Here is a 20245-nt window from a genome sequence, read left to right as displayed (position 1 = left end):
CTATCGGAGTGTCCCGGGCGGTGCGACCAGCGGGTAGCCGAAGCCGAGCTATTCCTCGGGCGGCGCGCCGATGAGGATCACGCGCCGTCCCTGGTCACCGTGGGCGAGGTCGACCCGCCCTTCGGCGGACTGACCGGGCACGTCCCGGCGGCGATCCACTTCTCCTTCAGGTCGGTGGGGATATCCAGGGTGGTGGACTGTCCGTCGGTGAGAATGCGAACGCTGCTGCCCAGCAGCAGGCTGCCCGCCTTGTCCAGGACGGTCGCGGCAAGCTTGCTGTGGTCCTCCGACCGTTCCAGAAGGCGCATCAGCCGGACTCCACCGCGTACGGCGCGAGCCCAAGCTCGCGAATGCGGCACACCCATCCAGTCGGCGACCTGGGGATCGACTGTCTGCCGGACCATCGCCGCCACGACGCCGTCGAACACCCTGCCCGGGACCATCTTCTCGTAGAGATCGAGCAGGTTCCTGGTGAGTTCCACGCCTTCGGCCGATGGACCGTACGAGGCCTCGACGAGTGTCGCGTTGAGCTCTTGTGCTTCCGCCAGGCTCTCCGGCATCGCGTCGGCGGGAATACCCAACAGGGCGCCGGTCACCCGCCAGACGTAGTAGTAGTCCTCCGCCTCCTTCTCGGTCACCGAGATACCGATCCGCCGCATTCCGTCGATCACCTGCACCGAGAAGATGAGCAGCGCGCCGAGTAGATCCTGCTGACACACGGGCACACCGTCGGCCTCGACGTCCCAGGTGCCGGAGCGAAGGATGAAGTACCGCACGGCGGCATGAATCAACCGGGTTTTCTGGATGGTGGGAATGAAGGCCCCACCGGCCCCGAACGGCTCCGGTCCCATCATGTCGAGCACGAACTGCGCGGTCTCCGACAGGCGACGTCGAGGTTGGTTCAACCTGTGTGTCAGCGCCAGCACCCGTGATGGTCTCGGCTGGGCGTAGCAGTTCACCATTGCCCCGAACGACAGGACCGAGGCGACGTGCACGCCGTCGTCGACGAAGAACTCGTAGGCGCCTGCGACCCGATCGAGGTCGGTCCAGCCGGGCACGTCATCGGTGGCGACGAGGTAGGCCCGCACCGACGGCGGCAGTTCCTCGGGGATGGGTTGCTCGTTGGCGCGGAACCGAGCGAGGACCTCGTTCACCGAGTCCACCTGCCCGGTGGACACCAGGTCGGTGATCACGGCGTCCGCCAGCGGGTCGCCTTGGAATTTCAACGCCTCTAAGCGAGCTTCGTCGATCACTTGACTGCCACCTTCGCTCGCCGTGTGCATCTCGCACACCCGATCAGCTAAGACGCTCTCCGAACGGATGACCAGAGCTGCCGCCCTCCATCCCCCGAATTCCCCGTTCTATCGTCCGAACGGCCTAGCGGAGCTAGCTCGTGGTTCGTCGGCATCGGGTGTCCCGGTGTGCAGCGCTGGCTGCCGATGTCTTCTAGGACGCTCGATCCGGTTCGGATGCATGGCAGCGTCGCGGAATCGCGCGTCGGTGATCGGTCCGAAGGGGCATCACGGTTTCCCATCGCCGTCATCGCGGGCGGCACCCCTGCGAGGAGGTGGATCTTCTCCGCACCTGCCGTGATCGGTACGCATCACCGAACCGGTTCCACGACAATCGCCCGGACCACCACCACAACCGTATTGCGCCGATCAGCGAGATCGGCGCGGTCGGCATGACCCACCGCCGACACCCGTTCTGGCCCGATCGATGACCGGTCCCGCCGCCTCGCCCTACGCCGGGACTCCCCGGCTCCGGGGGTTTCGCGAGCGCACGGCGATCAGGGCGCAGGTGATGACGGCAGCGCCACCGAGGAGCGTCGTCTGATGGATCTGCTCCTGTAGGAGCACACCCGCCCAGCAGATGCTCAGCACAGGCTGCACAAGCTGAACCTGGCTGATCTGAGCGATCGGGCCGATGGCGAGTCCCCGATACCAGGCGACGAAACCGAGGAACATACTGAAGACGCTGAGGTAGGCGAAGGACGCCCATTCCGTGAGGGTGCCGGTGGGCGGCTGTTCGGTGGCTGAGACACCCGCGAGCGCAGCCATCACGGGTGCGGCGACGACCAGCGCCCACGAGATCGTCTGCCATGACCCGAGGTCCCGTGCGAGCACGCCCCCCTCGGCGTAGGCGATCGCACAGACGATCACTGCGGCGAACAGCAGCACGTCAGCCCCGTGCAGCCGACCGAGGCCGCCACTCTGGACAGCGGCGAATCCGACCGCCGCGACCGCACCCGTTCCTGCTGCGATCCAGAACGACCGGGCGGGCCGCTCACGAGTACGGAGTACGGCGACCACTGCGGTCGCTGCGGGCAGGAGTGCGATCACCACCGCGCCGTGGCTTGCAGGTGCTTCGGTGAGGGCGAACGACGTCAGGAGCGGAAATCCCGCTACCGCACCGGCCGCCACGATTGCGACGCTCACCCACTGTCTGCCTCTCGGGACGCGCTGACGGGTCAGCGATAAAGCACAGGCAGCGAGGATCGCGGCGACCACTGCGCGACCACTGCCCACGAACAGCGGGGGCATTCGCTCTGCCTCGACCGTGATGCGCGTGAGCGGCACCGTGAACGAGAACGCAACGACACCAAGCAATCCCCAGCCCAGACCGCTCCTCGACCGGAGTAGCGGAGCCTCGCGATTGGGTGTATCGCTATCATGACCAGACATGGAAAACGATAGCAGTGACCGTATCGTGGAGTCCTTACGAGTGTGGATCGCCTCTGCGGCGCCAGGTGCGCAGTTGCCAACGACTCGCGAGTTGACGGCCCGCCACTCCGCGAGTCCGGTCACCGTGCAGAAGGCGCTGCGGACGCTGGTGGCGCAGGGCGTCATCGAGACGCGTCCCGGCGCGGGGGCATTCGTCCGCACGGTGCGTCGCGCGCGCTCGCAGGATTTCGCGTGGCAGACGGCCGCGCTCGGCGCGCAGGCTTGGACTGCGTCAGCGAGTTCGGCGGCATTGCGAGCGGTCTCCACGGAGATGATCGCGCTCCATTCGGGCTACCCGGATCGGGAGCTGCTCCCCGAGAGACTGGTACGCGCCGCGATCACCCGCGCAGCGCGCGGTGACTCGGCGGTCAGCCGCCCACCCTCGGCGGGCATGCCCGAGTTGCAATCCTGGGTAGCGATGGAACTCGGTCGCCAGACGCCTGCCGGATTCTCGACGCCGACCGCGAGAGACGTCATCGTTCTCCCCGGCAGCCAGCTCGGTCTCGGCTCTCTCTTCCGCAGCATCGTCGGCGCCGGCGGCGTGCTCTTGGTCGAGTCGCCGACGTACTGGGGTGCGATCCTCGCCGCGTCCCAGGTCGGGGTGACGCTGGTCCCCGTATCCACGGGAGTCGATGGCCCCGACCTCGAAGCCCTTGATCGCGCATTCACCGAGACCGGTGCACGCGCGTTCTACGCGCAACCGTCGTTCGCCAATCCGACCGGCGTGCAGTGGGGGAGACCACACGCTGACGCGGTGCTCGGGATCGTCCGAGCTCACCGAGCGTTTCTGATCGAAGACGACTGGGCACACGACTTCGCGATCACCTCCGACGCGTCGCCGCTCGCGGCGCGCGACGACGGTGGACACGTCGTCTACCTGCGCTCGCTCACCAAGAGTGTGTCGCCCACGATCCGGGTCGCAGCGATCGTCGCGCGAGGCCCGCTGCGGGAACGTCTTCTCGCGGACCTGCAAGCACAGACGATGTACGTCAGCGGCGTCCTACAGGCGGCCGCACTCGAAGTCGTCACACAACCGGCCTGGAATACCCATCTGCGTGGTCTCCGGCAACAGTTGGCGGCCCGTCGGGATCTTCTCATCGACGCGGTTCACACTCGCATCCCGACGGCGAGCATCGAGGTGATCCCCGCCGGTGGGCTCAACCTCTGGGTCAGGCTCGACGACGACACGGATCTCGTCCGACTCGCCCGCGAATGCGAGGCGCGCGCCGTCATGATCGCAACCGGCGACGAGTGGTTTCCCGCCGAACCGACCGGGCGTTACATCCGACTCAACTTCGCAGGCCCGAACCCGGGCGCGTTCGATACCGCGGCGCAGCGCATCGGCGAGGCGCTCGTCGCCGCAGCCTCCTCCTGATCGGAATCGCCGGTCTTGCCGGTCTTGCCGACATGATGGGTCTATCGAGCTGAAGTGGCCATGGAGAATCGTCGGTTGTCGGGGTAATGCGCAATACAGTGCAGATACGGTGGTTACCGGGCGCGGCGTGTGCAAGGGCATAGCGCAGAAATCGGCGAGCTTCGCCGATGTCGGTCGCTCCGGTTGGTGGTCACCTGGTCTGAGCAGAAGGAACCGGGGCGTGTTGTCTAGCTCGATCGCAGCATCCGGCACGACAGATCCGGTCGGATCGTTCGCGATGCCGCTGCGACCGGCCATCGCTGGTGCGGCGGAGGTTGCGGCGGACGAACGGCCGCTGCGCGATCCGGCCGCACTGCGGGCGCGGACCGAGCGGCGGCGGCGACCGCAGCGGTCCGTGCTGCGCCGTCGTGATGGGAGCGGTGGCCGCCCGGTCGACCGGGCGGCCACCGCCCTACCGCCTCGTGGTCGAGGAGGAGTCCAGCCACGCTCGTACGGCTTCGGCCGTCGAGGCGGCCCGATCCTCCATCATGCTGAAGTGGTCCGCCGCCACCTCGACGACCTCCTCGGCATGAGGCCACCAGCTCTGCCAGTCCGCGTCCGCGACCTCGGCGTCGCCGATGTCTCCGGGGAACTCGACCGCCCGGACGAGCAGTGTCGGCGCGGCGGTCGCGATCGGCGGGCAGTCCGCGATCAAGGCGGAGTACCCCGCCATGGCGGTGAGGCGCACGTCGTTGACAGCGCCGCCGGTGATGGCGACGAACTCGGTCTCCTTCTCCAACAGCTTCTCGGACAGCACGGGCACGATCGCCTCCGCCTGCTCGGATCTGGCGGGCGAGGTGTCCAGGAGGACCACGGCGGCTGCGGGCAGTCCGACCTCCTCCAGACGAGCGGCAACGGCGTTGGCGATGAGGCCGCCGCCGGAGCGTCCGACCAGGACGAACGGTCCTTCCTGCACGTATCGCCGCACCGACTCCATGTGCAGTTCGACGAGAGCGTGCACCGTCGCGGGAAGCGTCTCCTGCGGGGCGAAGCCCGGTGCGGGCAGTGCCCAGACATCCCGGTCGCCTCGGAAGGACTCCGCGAAACGGCTGAACTCGTGGACCCCGCCCAACATGCTGAACGACGGGAAGCAGATCAGCGGCGACGGCCGAGGCCCACTGCTCAGTCGCACCGCGGCGGGCGCGGATACGAGCTCTGCCGGGGAGCTGAACGTCGGTCGGAGATTCGCCACGGCCGCGAGCAGCAGCCTGCCGTCCTCGATGCGGCCTGCGGAGAATGCCTGGTGGTAGAGGGCGGTGATGCCGCCGAGCGACCCGGACTGCTCGCCGGGTGGCTCGGGATCGGCTCCGGATCTCGCCGTCGCGGGAGTCGCCTCCCCGTCGTGCTCCGCCAGTCTGCGTAGCAGGTCCTCGACCACCGCAGCCACCGTCGGCACGTCGAACACCAGCGTGGCAGGTAGGACCAGCCCCGACAGCTCGGCGAGGGCGTTGCGCAGTTCCACTGCGGTGAGCGAGCCGACCCCGAGTTCGGCGAAGGACCCGTCCTCGGGAATCACGTCCGGGCCGCTGTGCCCGAGCACCCTCGCCGTGACGGTGCGGACGATCCGCAGCAGCTCGACGCGACGGTCCTCGATCGATAGCTCGGTCAGCCTGGCCGTCGTCTCCCCCGCCGACTGCTGCCTGCCGCGGGCCGCAGGCCGCGGCCCGGAACGAACCAGGCCGCGCAGGATCGCGGGCACGTCGTGGCCCGCCCAGCTCGCCAGCGTCCGGCTGTCGAGGTGCATCGGTATCAGCACGGCGTCCTCGGCGCGGAGACATCGATCGAACAGGGCCAGCGCATGGTCGGTGGACAGCGCTTTGATCCCGCCGCCCGTCAGTCGCGCTTGATCACTGCCGTGCAGGTCGGCCGCGAGGCCGTCCGGCTGCGCCCACAGCCCCCAGGCGAGCGACCGACCGGGCAGCCCGCGAGCCCGGCGGTGGGCGGCGAGGGCGTCCAGGAAGGAGTTCGCCGCCGCGTAGGCGGCCTGTCCCGGTGTCCCCATGACCCCTGCGGCGGCGGAGAACAGCACGAAGATACGAAGGTCCTGATCTCGGGTGAGCCGGTGCAGGTTCCATGCTCCGTCCACCTTGGGCCGCAGCACACCTCCGAGCCGTTCGGGAGTGAGAGCCGTGGCGACGCCGTCATCGAGCACGCCCGCGGTGTGCACGACACCCCGCAGTGGGTGTGCGGTGGGCACCTCGGCCAGCAGTCCGCGCACCTCCACCGGGTCGGCGACGTCGCACGCCCGGATCGTCACGCTCGCCCCGAGTCCGGTCAGCTCGGCGCTCAGCTCGGCGGCCCCCGGCGCGTCCGGTCCCCTTCTGCCGGTGAGCAGGAGGTGTCGCACGCCGTGCTCGACGACCAGGTGGCGGGCCAGCCGGGCACCCAGTGCGCCGGTCCCGCCGGTGACCAGCACCGTCCCGTCGGCCGCCGCGTCGGTCGTTCCCGCGTCGCCCACCGCACCACCGCCTTCGGAGTGGTCGCCCGGGCCGCTCTCATCGGCGGCCGTGTCCCGAGCGGCGGCGAGTTCCGAGTGTGCGACCCTCGCCAGCCGGGATGCCAGAACCTCGCCACCGCGTACCGCCAGGCACGGCTCGAGGTGGCCCGCGAGCGTCGCCAGCGCCGACCGGAGGGCGACAGGCGTCGCGTGCTCGTCGATGTCGAGCAGCGCGATGCGGGCCGGGTGCTCCGCCTGCACCGAGCGCAGCAGTCCCCACAGCGTGGCCGCAGCGAGATCGGTGATGTCCTCCTTCGGGCGGGCCGCGACGGCGCCCCGAGTCGTGACCACCAGGGTGGCAGCGCCGAAGCGCTCCTCGGTGAGCCATGTCCGCACCGTGTCCAGTGCGTCGGCCACCCCGTCGTGCACTCGGGTCGCGAGATCTGCGGGAAGGTCGCCGAGGTCGTCGACCTCCGATTGGGACGACCACGGCAGCAGCACCGCAGCGGGTATGGGAGCGGGTAGCGTCGTCACCGACTCGACAGTGTCCAGCTCGGCACCGAACCGATCGACCCACCAGTGCGGCTCGGCGGTGTGTCCGGTGAGGACGACCGGTCGCGGGTCCCCCGGGGCGGCCTCCACCCTCGTCCAGTCGAGCCGGAACAGCGAATCCCGGTGCGCATCGACCGTGGCGTCGCGTGGTGCTCCGTTGAGCGGACGAAGCACCAGCTCCGCCACCGAGGCCACCGGAGAACCCGTCTCGTCGGCCACGAGGATGGAGACGCCGCCGCCTGTCGAGCGCAACCGCACCCGGAGACGGCTGGCTCCCACCGCGCCCAGCCACACACCGCTCCAGGAGAACGGCAGCCGCGTGTGATCCCGTGCTCCCTCCGCCGAGGCATCCTCCTGATCCGAGTCCGCAGTGTCACCGGCGCCCAGCAGCCAGACCGCATGCAGGGCCGCGTCGAACAGGGCCGGGTGCACGGTGAAGCGCTCGGCCTCGCCCACGGCGTCGGCTGGCAGTTCGACCTCGGCGAACACCGCGTCATCGCGGCGCCACATGCCCCGCAATCCCTGGAAGACCGGGCCGTAGTACAGCTCGGCCTCGCCGACCATCCGATCGTAGAAACCGTCGGTCGACACCGCCGTCGCGGCCGCAGGCGGCCACGAGGCGAGTGTCTCGTCGCCCGCGATCGGGGTGTCCGGAGCCAGGACCCCGCCCGCATGCCGCCGCCAGGCCTCGGGGTGCACGTCCTGCTCGTCACGGGCGTAGACGGCGACGGAGCGACGGCCCTGCTCGTCCGCCGCGCCGACCGCGACCTGCACCGCGACGGCGTCGTCACCCGACAGCACGAGCGGCGTGTGCAGGACGAGCTCCTCGATACGATGGCAGCCGACCTCGGCGCCCGCCCGCAGCACCAGATCGACGAACCCGGTTCCCGGGTAGATCACCGAGCCCGCGACCACATGATCGCCGAGCCACGGGTGTGTCGGCACCGACAGCCTGCCGGTGAGCAGGCTTCCTCCGACATCGGGCAGGTCCACGGCGGCGCCCAGCACCGGGTGGTCCGCCATGGTGAGTCCCAGGCCCCTCGTGTCGAGCGAGGTCGCGGTCGGCGGGCCGAGCCAGAATCGCTCGTGTTGGAAGACATAGGTCGGCAGATCGACCCGGCAGGCTCCTCGGCCCGCGAAGCACGCCGACCAGTCGACCGCGATGCCGTGGGTGTGCAGCGTCCCGGCCGCGAGCAGGAAGGACCGTGCTGCGGGCCGGTTCCGTCGCAGGGTGCCCTGCACGAGCGTCCGACGTTCGGGCGCGGCGTCCTCGAGGATCTGCGTCAGTCCCAGGCCCAGTACCGGGTGCGGACTGACCTCGAGGAACGTCGTGTGGCCTCGGTCGAGGCAGGCCCGAATCGCGGCATCGAACTCCACCGGTCGTGACAGGTTGCGGAACCAGTAGTCGGCATCCAGGTCGGCGGGGCTTACCGGAGCGCCGGTCACGGTGGAGATCATCGGCACGGCGTCGGGCTGCTCGATCGGGGTGATCGTGGCGGCCAGCTCCGGGAACTCGTCCCGTAGGACCTCGGTCTGCGGCGAGTGCGAGGCGTAGGCGATGTCCACCCGGTCGAAGCGCACCTCGTCGGCCGCGCAGTCGACACGTAGCTCGTCGAGCGCGGTGAGATCGCCGGAGACGACGACGGATCTCGGCCCGTTGTGCCCCGCGACGACCAGCCGGTCGGCCCACCGGGCGATCCGGGTCCGGACGTCCTCGGCTGTGGCCGCGATCAGGGCCATCCCCCCTCGTCCGACCAACCGGAGCACCGCCCTGCTGCGTAGCGCGATGAGTCGGGCGCCGTCGGCGAGGGACAGCGTCCCGGCCACGCAGGCGGCGGCGATCTCGCCCTGGGAGTGGCCGACCACCGCAGCCGGTCGAACCCCGTGGCAGGCCCACAGCTCGGCTAGGGCGACGGCCGTCGCCCACAGCACCGGCGAGACGACGTCGGCCCGCGCCAACAGTGCGGACTGCTCCGCGTCACAGAGCACCGCACGCAGCGACCAGTCGACCCACGGTGCGAGGGCACGCTCGCACTCGTCGATACGGTCGGCGAAGACCGCATTCGTCTCGATCAGCTCCGCCGCCATGTCCGCCCATTGAGAGCCGTGTCCGGAGAAGACCATGACCGGCCGGGTCTCGGTCTGTGTGCCCGCAGCGGGCGGGACGAGCCCGGAGGCGATGTCTGCCAGTCCGGCGAGCAGTTCCGTCCGGTCGTCGCCGACGACGACGGCACGGCTGCCCAGCGACGCCCGGGTCGTGATCAGCGAATACCCGACGTCGAGCGTCGAGAGCTGTGGCTGGTCGGTCAGCCGGGTGTGCAGCGCCTGTGCCTGCGCCCGCAGCGCCTGGGGTGTGCGGGCGGAGATCACCCACGGCGTCGGCGGTGTCCGGTCGGTGGCGACGGCCTCGGGACCGTGCTCGGGGACCGCCGAGCCTCCCGAGTCGTCGACCTCGGGGGCATCGACGATCTCGGGCTGATCGACGTCCGCCGTGTCCTGTTCGAGGATGAGGTGGACGTTCGTGCCGCTCAGGCCGAAGGCGGAGACGGCCGCCCGGCGGGGCCGGTCGCGGTCGGGCCAGGGCTGCGGCTCGGTGAGCACTCGGACCGCTCCCGAGGACCAGTCGACGTGCGGCGTCGGCTCGTCGACGTGCAGCGTGGCGGGCAAGGTCCCGTGTCGCAGCGCCTGCACCATCTTGATCACGCCCGCCACGCCCGCCGCCGCCTGGGTGTGGCCGATGTTGGACTTCACCGACCCGAGCCACAGCGGGGCGTCGGCGGGCCGGGCCGCACCGTAGGTCGCCAGCAGTGCCTGAGCCTCGATCGGGTCGCCCAGCCGGGTCCCGGTGCCGTGTGCCTCCACGACGTCGACGTCCGAGGGCGTCAGGCCCGCGTTGGCCAGCGCCCGGCGGATGACCCGCTGCTGTGCCGGCCCGTTGGGCGCGGTGAGCCCGTTGGAGGCGCCGTCCTGGTTGACCGCGGACCCGGGCACCACGGCCAGCACACGGTGCCCGTGCCGCCGCGCGTCGGAAAGCCGTTCCACGACGAGCATCCCGACGCCCTCGCCCCAGCCGGTTCCGTCGGCGGCGTGGGAGAACGCCTTGCAGCGACCGTCGCCTGCGAGGCCGCCCTGGCGGGAGAACGCGGCGAAGACGCCCGGCGAGGACATGACGGTGACACCGCCCGCGAGTGCGAGGTCGCACTCGCCCGTGCGCAACGACTGGGCGGCGAGGTGCAGTGCCGTCAACGAGGAGGAGCACGCCGTGTCGACGGTGACCGCCGGTCCCTCGAAACCGAAGGTGTAGGCGAGGCGCCCGGACAGCACGCTGCCCGCCGCGCCGGTCAGGATGTAGTCCGCGCCGAGCGCGGGCTCGCCCAGCAACGCGGTCGCGTGTTCCTGCGCGGTGCCACCGACGAACACGCCGGTGTCGCTGCCCCGCAGAGCCTGCGGGTCGATGCCCGCCCGCTCCAGTGCCTCCCAGGTGGTCTCCAGCAACAGTCGTTGTTGCGGATCGGTCGCCGCCGCCTCCACCGGGGCGATCGAGAAGAAGGCGGCGTCGAAGCCCGCGACGTCGTCGAGGAAGCCACCGACTACCGAGGGCGCCGTCGGGTCCGACGGCGACCCCGAGGGCGCGCCGGGTACGCCCGCGAGCTGCCAGCCTCGGTCTGTCGGGAACGTCGTCATCCCGTCCACCTGGTCGGACACCACGCGCCAGAGGTCCTCCGGGCTGTGCACCCCGCCGGGCAGACGGCAGGCCATGCCCACGATCGCCAACGGCTCGTCCGCGCTCGGGCGGGCGGACGTCGTCACCGACGTCCCGGCGCCGTCACCCGTCGGGGCGCCGATCAGCTCCGTGCGCAGATGGGTCGCGAGCACCTCGGGCGTGGGGTGGTCGAAGACGAGCGTGGCGGGCAAGGTCAGGCCCGCGACCAGTCCGAGCCGCTCGCGGAACTCGATGGCCGTCAGCGAGTCGAAGCCGGCCTCCTGGAAGGAGCGGTCGGCCGAGATCGCCTCGGCGTCGACGTGGCGGAGGACCCCCGCGGCCTCGGTGCGGATCATCTCGATCAGCAGTGCCCGCCCCTCGGCCTCGTCGGCCGCCGACAGGCGCGTTCGCAGGAGCTCCCCCGCCGTCGAGCGGACATCCGGTCCTGGTGTCGGGTCGTTCGTCCGTACCAGTCCGGCGGCAAGCACGTCGAGCAGCGGACGGCGGCGGGCGATGGTGAAGGCCGGAAGGAACCTGGTCCAGTCGACGTCGGCGATGGCGACGGCTGCGTCGCGGGCGTCGACGGCCTGCGACATAGCCGTCATGGCGAGCTCCGGCGCCATCGGGTTGAGGCCACGCCGGAGCAGGACCTGCTCGGCGGCCGGGTCGACCATGCCGCCACTGCCCCAACCGCCCCAGGCGATCGAGGTCGCGGGCAGCCCCTGGGCCCGGCGATGCTCGGCGAAGGCGTCCAGGTAACTGTTGGCCGCCGCGTAGGCGCCCTGCCCCGCACTGCCCCACACCGCGGAGACCGAGGAGAAGAGCACGAAGGCGTTCAGGTCGAGTCCCCGCGTCGCCTCGTGCAGGTTGACCACGCCCGCGACCTTGGGGCGCAGCACGGGGGCGAGCCGGTCGACGGTCAGCTCCTCCACCGGGCAGTCGTCGACGATGCCTGCGGCGTGGACGACGGCGGAGAGCGGACGATCGGCCGGGATGCTCGCGATCAGGTCCCGCACGGCGGCCGGGTCGGCCAGGTCGCAGGCGGCGATCGTGACGCGGACACCGATGCCCGCCAGTTCCAGTTCGAGGTCCTCGGCGCCCGGAGCGCTGCGGCCCCTGCGGCTGACCAGCAGTAGGTGCTCGGCCCCCTGACCGGCCAACCAGCATGCGACGTGACTGCCGAGGGATCCGGTGCCACCCGTGACGAGCACCGTCCCGCTGGGTCGCCAGCCTGATCCCGCTTGCGCGGCAGGCGGCGCCGGGACGAGCCTGCGGACGAAGACGCCGGAGCGGCGCACGGCGAGCTGATCCTCGTCGTCGACGCCGGCGAGGGCGGCGACGAACCACTCCGTCGAGCGGGCGTCGAGCAGGTCGGGCAGGTCGATCAGACCGCCCCAGCGGTCGGGACGCTCCAAGCCGAGCACGCGGCCCAGGCCCCAGGTCAGCGCCTGCGCCGGGCTGTGCAGCGGATCGGAGTCGCCCACCGACACCGCGCCCCGGGTGGCACACCACAGCGGCGCCCGCAGGTCGGCGTCGCGCAGCGCCCGGACCAGGGCGGCGGTGGCCGTCAGGCCTGCGGGCACCGCCGACTCGTCCCGATGGGCGGTCTCGTCCAGCGCGAGTAGGGAGACCACACCCGCGAACGGTCTGTGCGCCGTGGAGCGCAACAGTGCAGCGGTCTCCGTCGGGTCTGTGTCGGACTCGATGACGAGCCGGACCACCTCGGCACCGGCCTGCGACAGCAGTTGCGCGACATCCGGGACCGAGTGCGCTCGGCTCGCCTCGACGGCGGCCTCCACCACGAGCCATCTTCCCGTCAGCAGCGCTCCCGGTGACACGGCGATCGGCTGCCAGCGGACGCGATACCGCCACGACTCCACCGTGGACATCTCGCGCCTGCGATGCCGCCAGGCCGCGAGCATGGGCAGCACCTCGTGCCACGGCGCGTCGGCGTCCACGTCCAGGGTCGTGGCCAGCCCCGTCAGGTCCTCTTCCTCCACCTGACGCCAGAACGCGCCGTCGTCGAGGCCCGAGGGTGTCGGCTGCCGGGTATCGGTCTCGGTCACACGGGGGTCCAGCCAGAAACGCCGCCGCTGGAACGCATACGTCGGCAGGTCGAGGACTCGGACGTCTCGGCCCACGAAGGCCGAGGCCCAGTCGACGGCGGGCCCTCGGGCGTGCAGCCCGCCGAGCGCGGTCAACAGTGACTCGATCTCCGGCCGGTCGCGGCGCAACACGGCGAGGCCCACGACGTCGGGAAGGGTGTCGCGGACCATGGGGGTCAGGACGGCGTCCGGGCCGAGTTCGAGGAACGCGGTGATGCCGTCGGCACGCAACGTGTGCAGGCCCGCCGCGAAGCGAACCGCGTCCCTGGCATGCCGGACCCAGTACTCCGGGGTGCCGAAGTCCGCCGCGGCGAACTCGCCCGTCCGGTTGGACACGATGGGCAGTCGCGGCGGGTGGAACTCGACGGCCGCCAGTACCTCGGCGAACTCGGCGAGCATCGGGTCCATTCTCGGCGAGTGGAAGGCGTGGCTGACCGACAGCCGACGAGTGCGACGTCCCGCCGCCGTCCAGTCGGTCACGAGGCCGTCGATCACCTCGGCATCGCCGGAGACCACCACCGAGTCGGCGGTGTTCACCGCCGCGATCGACACGCGGTCCGTCAGTCCCGCCAAAGACTCGGCGACGGCTGACTCGGTTTCGCGGACGGACACCATCGCCCCGCCCGAGGGCAGCGCCTGCATCAGCCTGCCCCGCGCGGCGACGACAGCGCAGGCATCGGCGAGCGACCACACCCCGGAGACGTACGCGGCGACCAGTTCCCCGACCGAGTGCCCGCCGACAGCGGCGGGGCGCAGGCCGAAGGACTCGACGAGCCGGAACAGTGCGACCTCGAGCGCGAAGAGACAGGCCTGGGTGTAGCGGGTCTCGTCGAGCAGAACGGCCTGTGGGGAGCCCTCCTCCGCGAAGGCGATCTCCCGCAGCGGCGTGTCGAGCCGGGTGTCCAGTTCTGCGCAGACCTCGTCGAAGGCTTCGGCGAAGACGGGGGACGCCTCGTACAGTTCGCGGCCCGTCCCGGGCCGCTGGGCGCCCTGGCCGGTGAACAGCACCGCGGTACGAAGGTCGGGGCTGTTCCCTCGTGTGCCGCCGTCCACGGTGCGACGTCCCTCGGCGAGATCGTCCAGGGAGGCGAGTCCGTGGTCGAGATCCGGGACGAGTACCACGGCACGGTGGTCGAGCACGGCTCTGGTGGTGGCCAGGGAGAAGCCGATGTCGGCCGGGGACTCACCGGGACGATCCGTCAGGAAGGCGCGGAGCCGCGCGGCCTGCGAACGCAGCCCGGCCTCGCTCTGTGCGGAGAGCACCCACGGGACGACCGATGTCGAGGGGACGACGGCAGGACTCGGGCGGGCCGGGGTGGGCGGCACCGACGGCGGCTCCTCGAGAATCAGGTGGGCGTTGGTCCCGCTGATGCCGAACGACGACACCCCGGCCCGGCGCGGCCGGTCCGCCCGCTGCCATGGTCGGGGCTCGGTCAGCAGCCGCACCGAGCCCGTCGACCAGTCGACCTCCCGGGTGGGCTCCTCGACGTGCAGCGTCGGCGGCAGACTCGCCCGTGTGATGGCGAGAACCATCTTGATCACGCCCGCGACGCCGGCGGCGGCCTGGGTATGCCCGAGGTTGGACTTGACCGAGCCCAGCCATAGCGGGCGCTGCGCACTCCGGTCCCGACCGTAGGTGGCGATCAGGGCCTGTGCCTCGATCGGGTCGCCCAGCCTGGTGCCCGTGCCGTGGGCCTCGACGACATCGACGTCGTCGGTGCCCAGCCGCGCATTGGCCAGCGCCTGTCGGATCACTCGCTGCTGGGCGGGGCCGTTGGGGGCGGTCAGTCCGTTGGAGGCGCCGTCCTGGTTGACCGCCGATCCTCGGATCACGGCTAGAACCCGGCGCCCGTTGCGCTGGGCGTCGGAGAGACGTTCGACCAACAGGACACCCGCGCCCTCGGCGAAGCCGGTCCCGTCGGCGTCGGAGGCGAAGGCCCGGCAACGACCGTCCACAGACAGTCCGCCCTGGCGATGGAACTCGAGGAGTCCACCGGGCGTGGACATGACAGTCACACCGCCTACCAGCGCGAGCTCGCATTCACCGTTGCGCAGCGACTGCGTCGCCAGGTGCAGTGCCACCAGCGAGGACGAACACGCCGTGTCCACCGTCATCGCGGGCCCTTCGAGGCCGAACGAGTAGGCGAGCCTGCCGGAGAGCACGCTGGCCGTTCCGCCGGTGCTCAGGTATCCCGCCGCCTCGGCGCCCGCTCGCACGAGCAGGTTCGCGTAGTCCTGGTTGTTGGAGCCGACGAAGACCCCGGTGGCAGTGCCGCGCAGCGACTGAGGATCGATGCCCGCCCGCTCCATCGCCTCCCAGGACGTCTCCAGCAGCAGCCGTTGCTGCGGGTCCATCGCCGCCGCCTCACGCGGCGCGATGCCGAAGAGGGCCGCGTCGAAACCGGCGACGTCGTCGAGGAATCCGCCGGACCGGGGGGCGTCTGCCTCCGCGTCCAACGAGCCGTCTCCGGTGAGCACCTCCCAGCCCCGGTCGGCTGGGAAGGGCGAGATCGCGTCGCGCCCATCGGCCAGCAGACTCCACAACTGTTCGGGAGAGTCGACGCCGCCGGGGAAACGACAGCTCATGGCGACGATCGCGATGGGGTCGTCCGCGCCTGTCTGCGCGGTGGGACCGTCGTCCTCGCTCGGCCCGCCCGCCATGTCGGCGCGCAGCCGCGCGGCCAGACCGGCCGGTGTGGGGTGGTCGAACAGCAGGGTCGCGGGCAACCGAAGACCGGTCACGGCGTTGAGTCGGTTGCGCAGTTCGACCGACGTCAGCGAGTCGAACCCGAGTTCCCGGAACGCCCGCTCGTCTCCGACCGCCTCGGACGAGGAGTGGCCCAGGACCGAGGCGGCCTCGGCGCGCACCAGGTCGACCAGCAGCCGGTCCTGGTCCTGAGTCGACAGCCCGGCCAGTCGACCGGTCAGCGAGCCTCCGGCGGCAGTCGTCGGCGCGTCGGCGGTTCCGGGGGCAGTCGGCGCGGTTCGCAGGTCCGGGAGGTCGCGAAACAGCGGATGGACGGTGCCGACCTGTGCCGCCAGCCGGGACCAGTCGATGTCGGCCACGGCCAGCAGGGTCTCGTCGTGGTCCAGTACCTGTCCGAGGACGGTGAGCGCGGTCTCCGGGTCCATGTCGACGGTGCCGCGCCGCCGCAGCTGCTGCTCGACGGCGTCGTCGGCGATACCGCCGCCCGCCCAGTGTCCCCAGGCCACGGAGGTCGCCTGCAGTCCTCGGGCGCGGCGATGCTGGGCCAATGCGTCGAGCACGGCGTTGCCCGGTGCGTAGGTGGCCTGGCCGGGAATCCCCAGGGAGCCTGCGAGGGAGGAGAAGAGGACGAAGGCGGCCAACGGACGGTCGGCCGTCAGTTCGTGCAGATTGATGGCGCCGCGCACCTTCGCGCCGTACGCGGCGGCCAGCTTCGCGTCGGTGACGGCGTCGACCAGCGCGTCGTCCAGCACCGCGGCCGTGTGCACCACCGAGGTCAGCGGTCGGTGCGCCGGGATCGAATCCAGCGCTGCGCGCAGCTGATCCTTCTCGGCGATGTCGCAGGCCAGGATCGTCACCTCGGTGCCGAGGCCGGTCAGCTCGGCACGCAGGTCCTCGGCGCCCGGCGCCGAGGGGCCCCGCCGGCTGAGCAGTAACAGGTTCTCGGCGCCCGCACGGGCCAGCCACCGAGCGACCGCCGCCCCCAGTGATCCGGTGCCACCGGTCAGCAGCACCGTGCCCTCGGGTTGCCAGGAGCGGACCGCCGGTCGTTCGCCCAACGGGGCGCGCACGAGCCTGCGGCCGTAGGAGCCCGCAGCGCGCACCGCTACCTCGTTCTCGTCCCGCGCGGCGAGAACGGCGCGGAGCCGGGCCCCGGCGCGGGCGTCGAGTCGCTCCGGCAGGTCGACGAGGCCGCCCCACCGCTCGGGGTGTTCCGCTCCGACGACGCGGCCGAATCCCCAGGTCTGCGCCTGCAACGGGGCAGTCACGGGGTCGGCGGGTCCGGTGGAGACGGCACCTCGGGTGAGGCACCAGAGCGGGGCGTCGAGGTCGGCGTCGCCCAAGGCCTGCACCAGCGCGACGGTGGCCGGTCCCCCCTCGGGCATGGTCGAGGTGATCGCGGTGCCGTTCTTCTCGTCCAGTGCCAGCAAGGACACGATCCCGGCCAAGGGCGCCGAGCCGTCGAGCGTCCGGCGCAGCAGGTCGGCCAGGCCGCCGCGATCAAGTTCGCTCGGCACCGGCAGGACGACGACCTCGGCTCCGCCTGCCCGCAGCGTCGTTCCCACGTCCGATGCCGAGGAGGCGCACCGTCCGTCGGCGGGCTCGACGACCAGCCAGGTCCCGGTGAGCCGGGCGTCGGGCTGAGCCCGCATCGGTCGCCATTCGATCCGATACCGCCACGAGTCCGCGGTGGACAGCTCACGTCGCCGTCGGTGCCACGCGGAAAGTCGGGGCAGCACCGCGTCCAGTGGGGCGTCCGTCGAGACGTCCAGGGACGAGGCAAGACCCGTGAGGTCCTCCTGCTCGACGCGTGCCCAGAACGCCGTCTCGCCCTCGCCCGCCGGAGTCCCGGTCGGTTCGATGGACGGGCGGTGCGGCTCCAGCCAGTAGCGTCGGCGCTGGAACGCATAGGTCGGCAGCGCCACCTCGGCGGCGGTCGCGGCCCGCACGGTCCCGTGCCAGCCGACGGTGACTCCTCGGGTGTGCAGGACGGCCTCGGCCAACAGGAGTCGACGTAAATCCGGCTCGTCCCGGCGCAGCGTTCCACAGACCACGGCGGTGTCGGCGACACCCGTGGCGGTCAGGGTCTGTTCAATGCCCATCGTCAGGACTGGATGCGGACTGACCTCCAAGAACACGGTGTGGCCGCGTGCGGAGCAGGCCCTCACCGCCTGTTCGAACTGCACGGTCTCGGCGAGATTGCGGAACCAGTAGTCGGCGTCGAGCTCCTCGGTGGCCAGCGGTTCGCCCGTGACGGTGGAATAGAACGGCACGCTGCCAGGACGAGGCTCGATCGGGCCAGCCAGTTCGAGGATGCGGGTCCGCAGCAGGTCGACCTCGCGGGAGTGTGAGGCATAGTCCACCGGGATCCACCGGGCGCGGATGTCGCGGCGCTCCCACTGCTCGACCAGCTCGGTCAGGGCGATGCGCTCACCGGAGACGACCACCGACTCGGGTCCGTTGATCGCCGCGACGGAGATGCGCTCACCCCAGGCCGCGAGGTCAGCGCGCACCTCGGCCACGGAGCGGGTGACCGACACCATGCCGCCGCGACCGGACAGCGTCTCGGCCACGGCGGCGCTGCGCAGGGCGACGATCCTCGCCCCGTCCTCGAGTGACAGCGCGCCGATGGCGCAGGCGGCGGCGATCTCGCCCTGGGAATGGCCGATGACTGCGGCGGGCCGTACGCCCTCGGCCTCCCACAGGGCGGCCAGGGACACCATCACCGCCCACAGTGCGGGCTGCACGACCTCCACCCGGTCCAGCGCCTCGCGCGGCGCAGTACCTCGGACGACATCGGTGACGGAGAAGTCCACCCAGTGCGCCAGCGCCCGCTCGCACTCGGCGAGGCGGTCGGCGAAGGGCGAGCAGGACGTCAGGAGGTCCGCAGCCATTCCCAGCCACTGTGAGCCCTGTCCGGGGAAGACCAACACCGGTCCCAGCTCGGGCGCGCCGGAGCCCACGACGACCGACGGCGCGGGTCTGCCCTCGGCCACGGCCGTAGCCCCGGCGAGCAGCGCCTCGAGATCGTCACCGATCACCACCGCGCGGTGTTCGAAGCACGATCTCCCGTGCAGCAGCGCCGAGGCGACGTCGGCCGCCGACGACTCCGAAGCGGCGTCGACGGCGGCGACGAGCCGCTGCGCCTGCGCCCGCAGCGCGTCCTCGGTGCGGCCGGAGAGCACCCAGGGCACCCAGCCTGCGGCGGGGCGCCCGTCGGTGTCGGGAGACGGGGGCGTCGCGGGGGCCTCTTCGACGATGACGTGCGCATTGGTGCCGCTGAACCCGAAGGACGACACTCCCGCGAGTCGCGGGCGGTCGAGGTCGGGCAGCACGGTGGCCTCGGACACCAGTCGCACGGCGCCGTCGGGCCAGGTCACCTTGGTTGTCGGCTCCGCGGCGTGCAGAGAGGAGGGCACCATCCCGTGACGCAGGGCGAGCACCGTCTTCATCACGCCTGCCACGCCCGCCGCAGCCTGAGTGTGTCCGATGTTGGACTTCACCGAGCCGAGCAGCAGCGGCCTGTCCGACTCCCGATGACGTCCGTAGGTCGCGATCAGGGCCTGCGCCTCGATGGGATCACCCAGCTCCGTGCCGGTGCCGTGGGCCTCCACGATGTCGACGTCGCCCGCCGCCACTCCCGCGTCGAGTAGGGCCTGTCGGATCACGCGGTGTTGCGAGGGACCGTTCGGCGCGGTCAGTCCGTTGGACGCGCCGTCGGAGTTCACGGCGGAGCCCCGCAGGACCGCCAGCACCGGATGGCCGTTGCGGCGCGCGTCGGAGAGGCGTTCCACCAGCAGCAGGCCGACGCCCTCGGACCAGCCGACGCCGTCCGCGTCCTCGGAGAAGGGCTTGCAGCGACCGTCGGCCGCGAGCCCGTTCTGCCGGGAGAACTCGACGAAGGCACCGGGCGTCGACATCACCGTCACGCCGCCAGCCAGGGCCATCGAGCACTCGTCGTTGCGCAGGGCGCGGATCGCGAGGTGCAACGCGACTAGCGAGGACGAACAGGCGGTGTCGATGGTGACCGCAGGCCCCTCCAGTCCGAGGGTGTAGGCGAGCCGCCCGGAGAGGATGCTGCCCGCCGTGCCGGTGAGGATGAAGCCCGCAGCCTCGGCGGGGGCCCCGACGGAAACGGTGGCGAAGTCCTGCGGGGTGCCGCCGACGAAGACCCCGGTGTGGCTGCCGCGAAGGGTCGAGGGGTCGAGGCCCGCGTGCTCGATCGCCTCCCAGGACGTCTCCAGCAGCAGCCGCTGCTGCGGGTCCATCGCCGCCGCCTCACGAGGCGAGATCTCGAAGAACTCAGCGTCGAACTCGGCCGCGTCATGCAGGAATCCGCCTTGACGGACATATCCGCCTGCCGGCAGTTCCAATGATTCCCAGCCCCGATCGGCGGGGAATCCGGTGATGGCATCGGTGCCGTTCGCCATCAATTCCCAGAAATCATCGGGCGAACTCACTCCGCCCGGGAATCGACAGGACATTCCGATGATGGCGATCGGCTCCTGGGCCCGATCCCGGACATCCTGCAGCCGCGTTCTGGTCTGCTGGAGTTCGGTGGTCACCCGCTTCAGGTAACTGCGCAGTTTATCCTCGGCCATTAC

At 71.2% G+C, this 20245-nt stretch carries 4 protein-coding genes; 1 reads left to right on the top strand and 3 read right to left on the bottom strand.

Translation table 11 applies throughout. The features are described 5' to 3' along the window. Positions 1-77: 77 nt before the first annotated feature. Together BKA25_RS11375 and BKA25_RS11370 are read right to left on the bottom strand one after the other, a co-directional pair. Positions 78-1253 (bottom strand): oxygenase MpaB family protein, encoded by a 1176-nt coding sequence (locus BKA25_RS11375; RefSeq protein ID WP_236750284.1) that lies wholly within the window; start codon positions 1251-1253, stop codon positions 78-80. A gap of 489 nt (positions 1254-1742) precedes the next feature. Then, positions 1743-2684: a DMT family transporter gene (locus BKA25_RS11370; protein WP_069849989.1), complete on the bottom strand. Its 942-nt coding sequence runs from the start codon at positions 2682-2684 to the stop codon at positions 1743-1745. 73 nt (positions 2685-2757) lie between these two features. Here BKA25_RS11370 and BKA25_RS11365 point away from each other — a divergent pair, with 73 nt between their 5' ends. Next, positions 2758-4098 (top strand): aminotransferase-like domain-containing protein, encoded by a 1341-nt coding sequence (locus tag BKA25_RS11365; protein WP_311734468.1) that lies wholly within the window; start codon positions 2758-2760, stop codon positions 4096-4098. 451 nt (positions 4099-4549) lie between these two features. Here BKA25_RS11365 and BKA25_RS27745 read toward each other — a convergent pair whose 3' ends face one another. Then, positions 4550-20242, bottom strand: a complete 15693-nt coding sequence (locus tag BKA25_RS27745; RefSeq protein WP_069849992.1) for a type I polyketide synthase — start codon at positions 20240-20242, stop codon at positions 4550-4552. Between the last annotated feature and the right edge of the window lie 3 nt (positions 20243-20245).

Origin of the sequence: Actinoalloteichus hymeniacidonis (assembly GCF_014203365.1) — a bacterium.
Lineage (GTDB): Bacteria > Actinomycetota > Actinomycetes > Mycobacteriales > Pseudonocardiaceae > Actinoalloteichus_A > Actinoalloteichus_A hymeniacidonis.
This window is presented reverse-complemented; position numbering and strand designations above follow the sequence as displayed.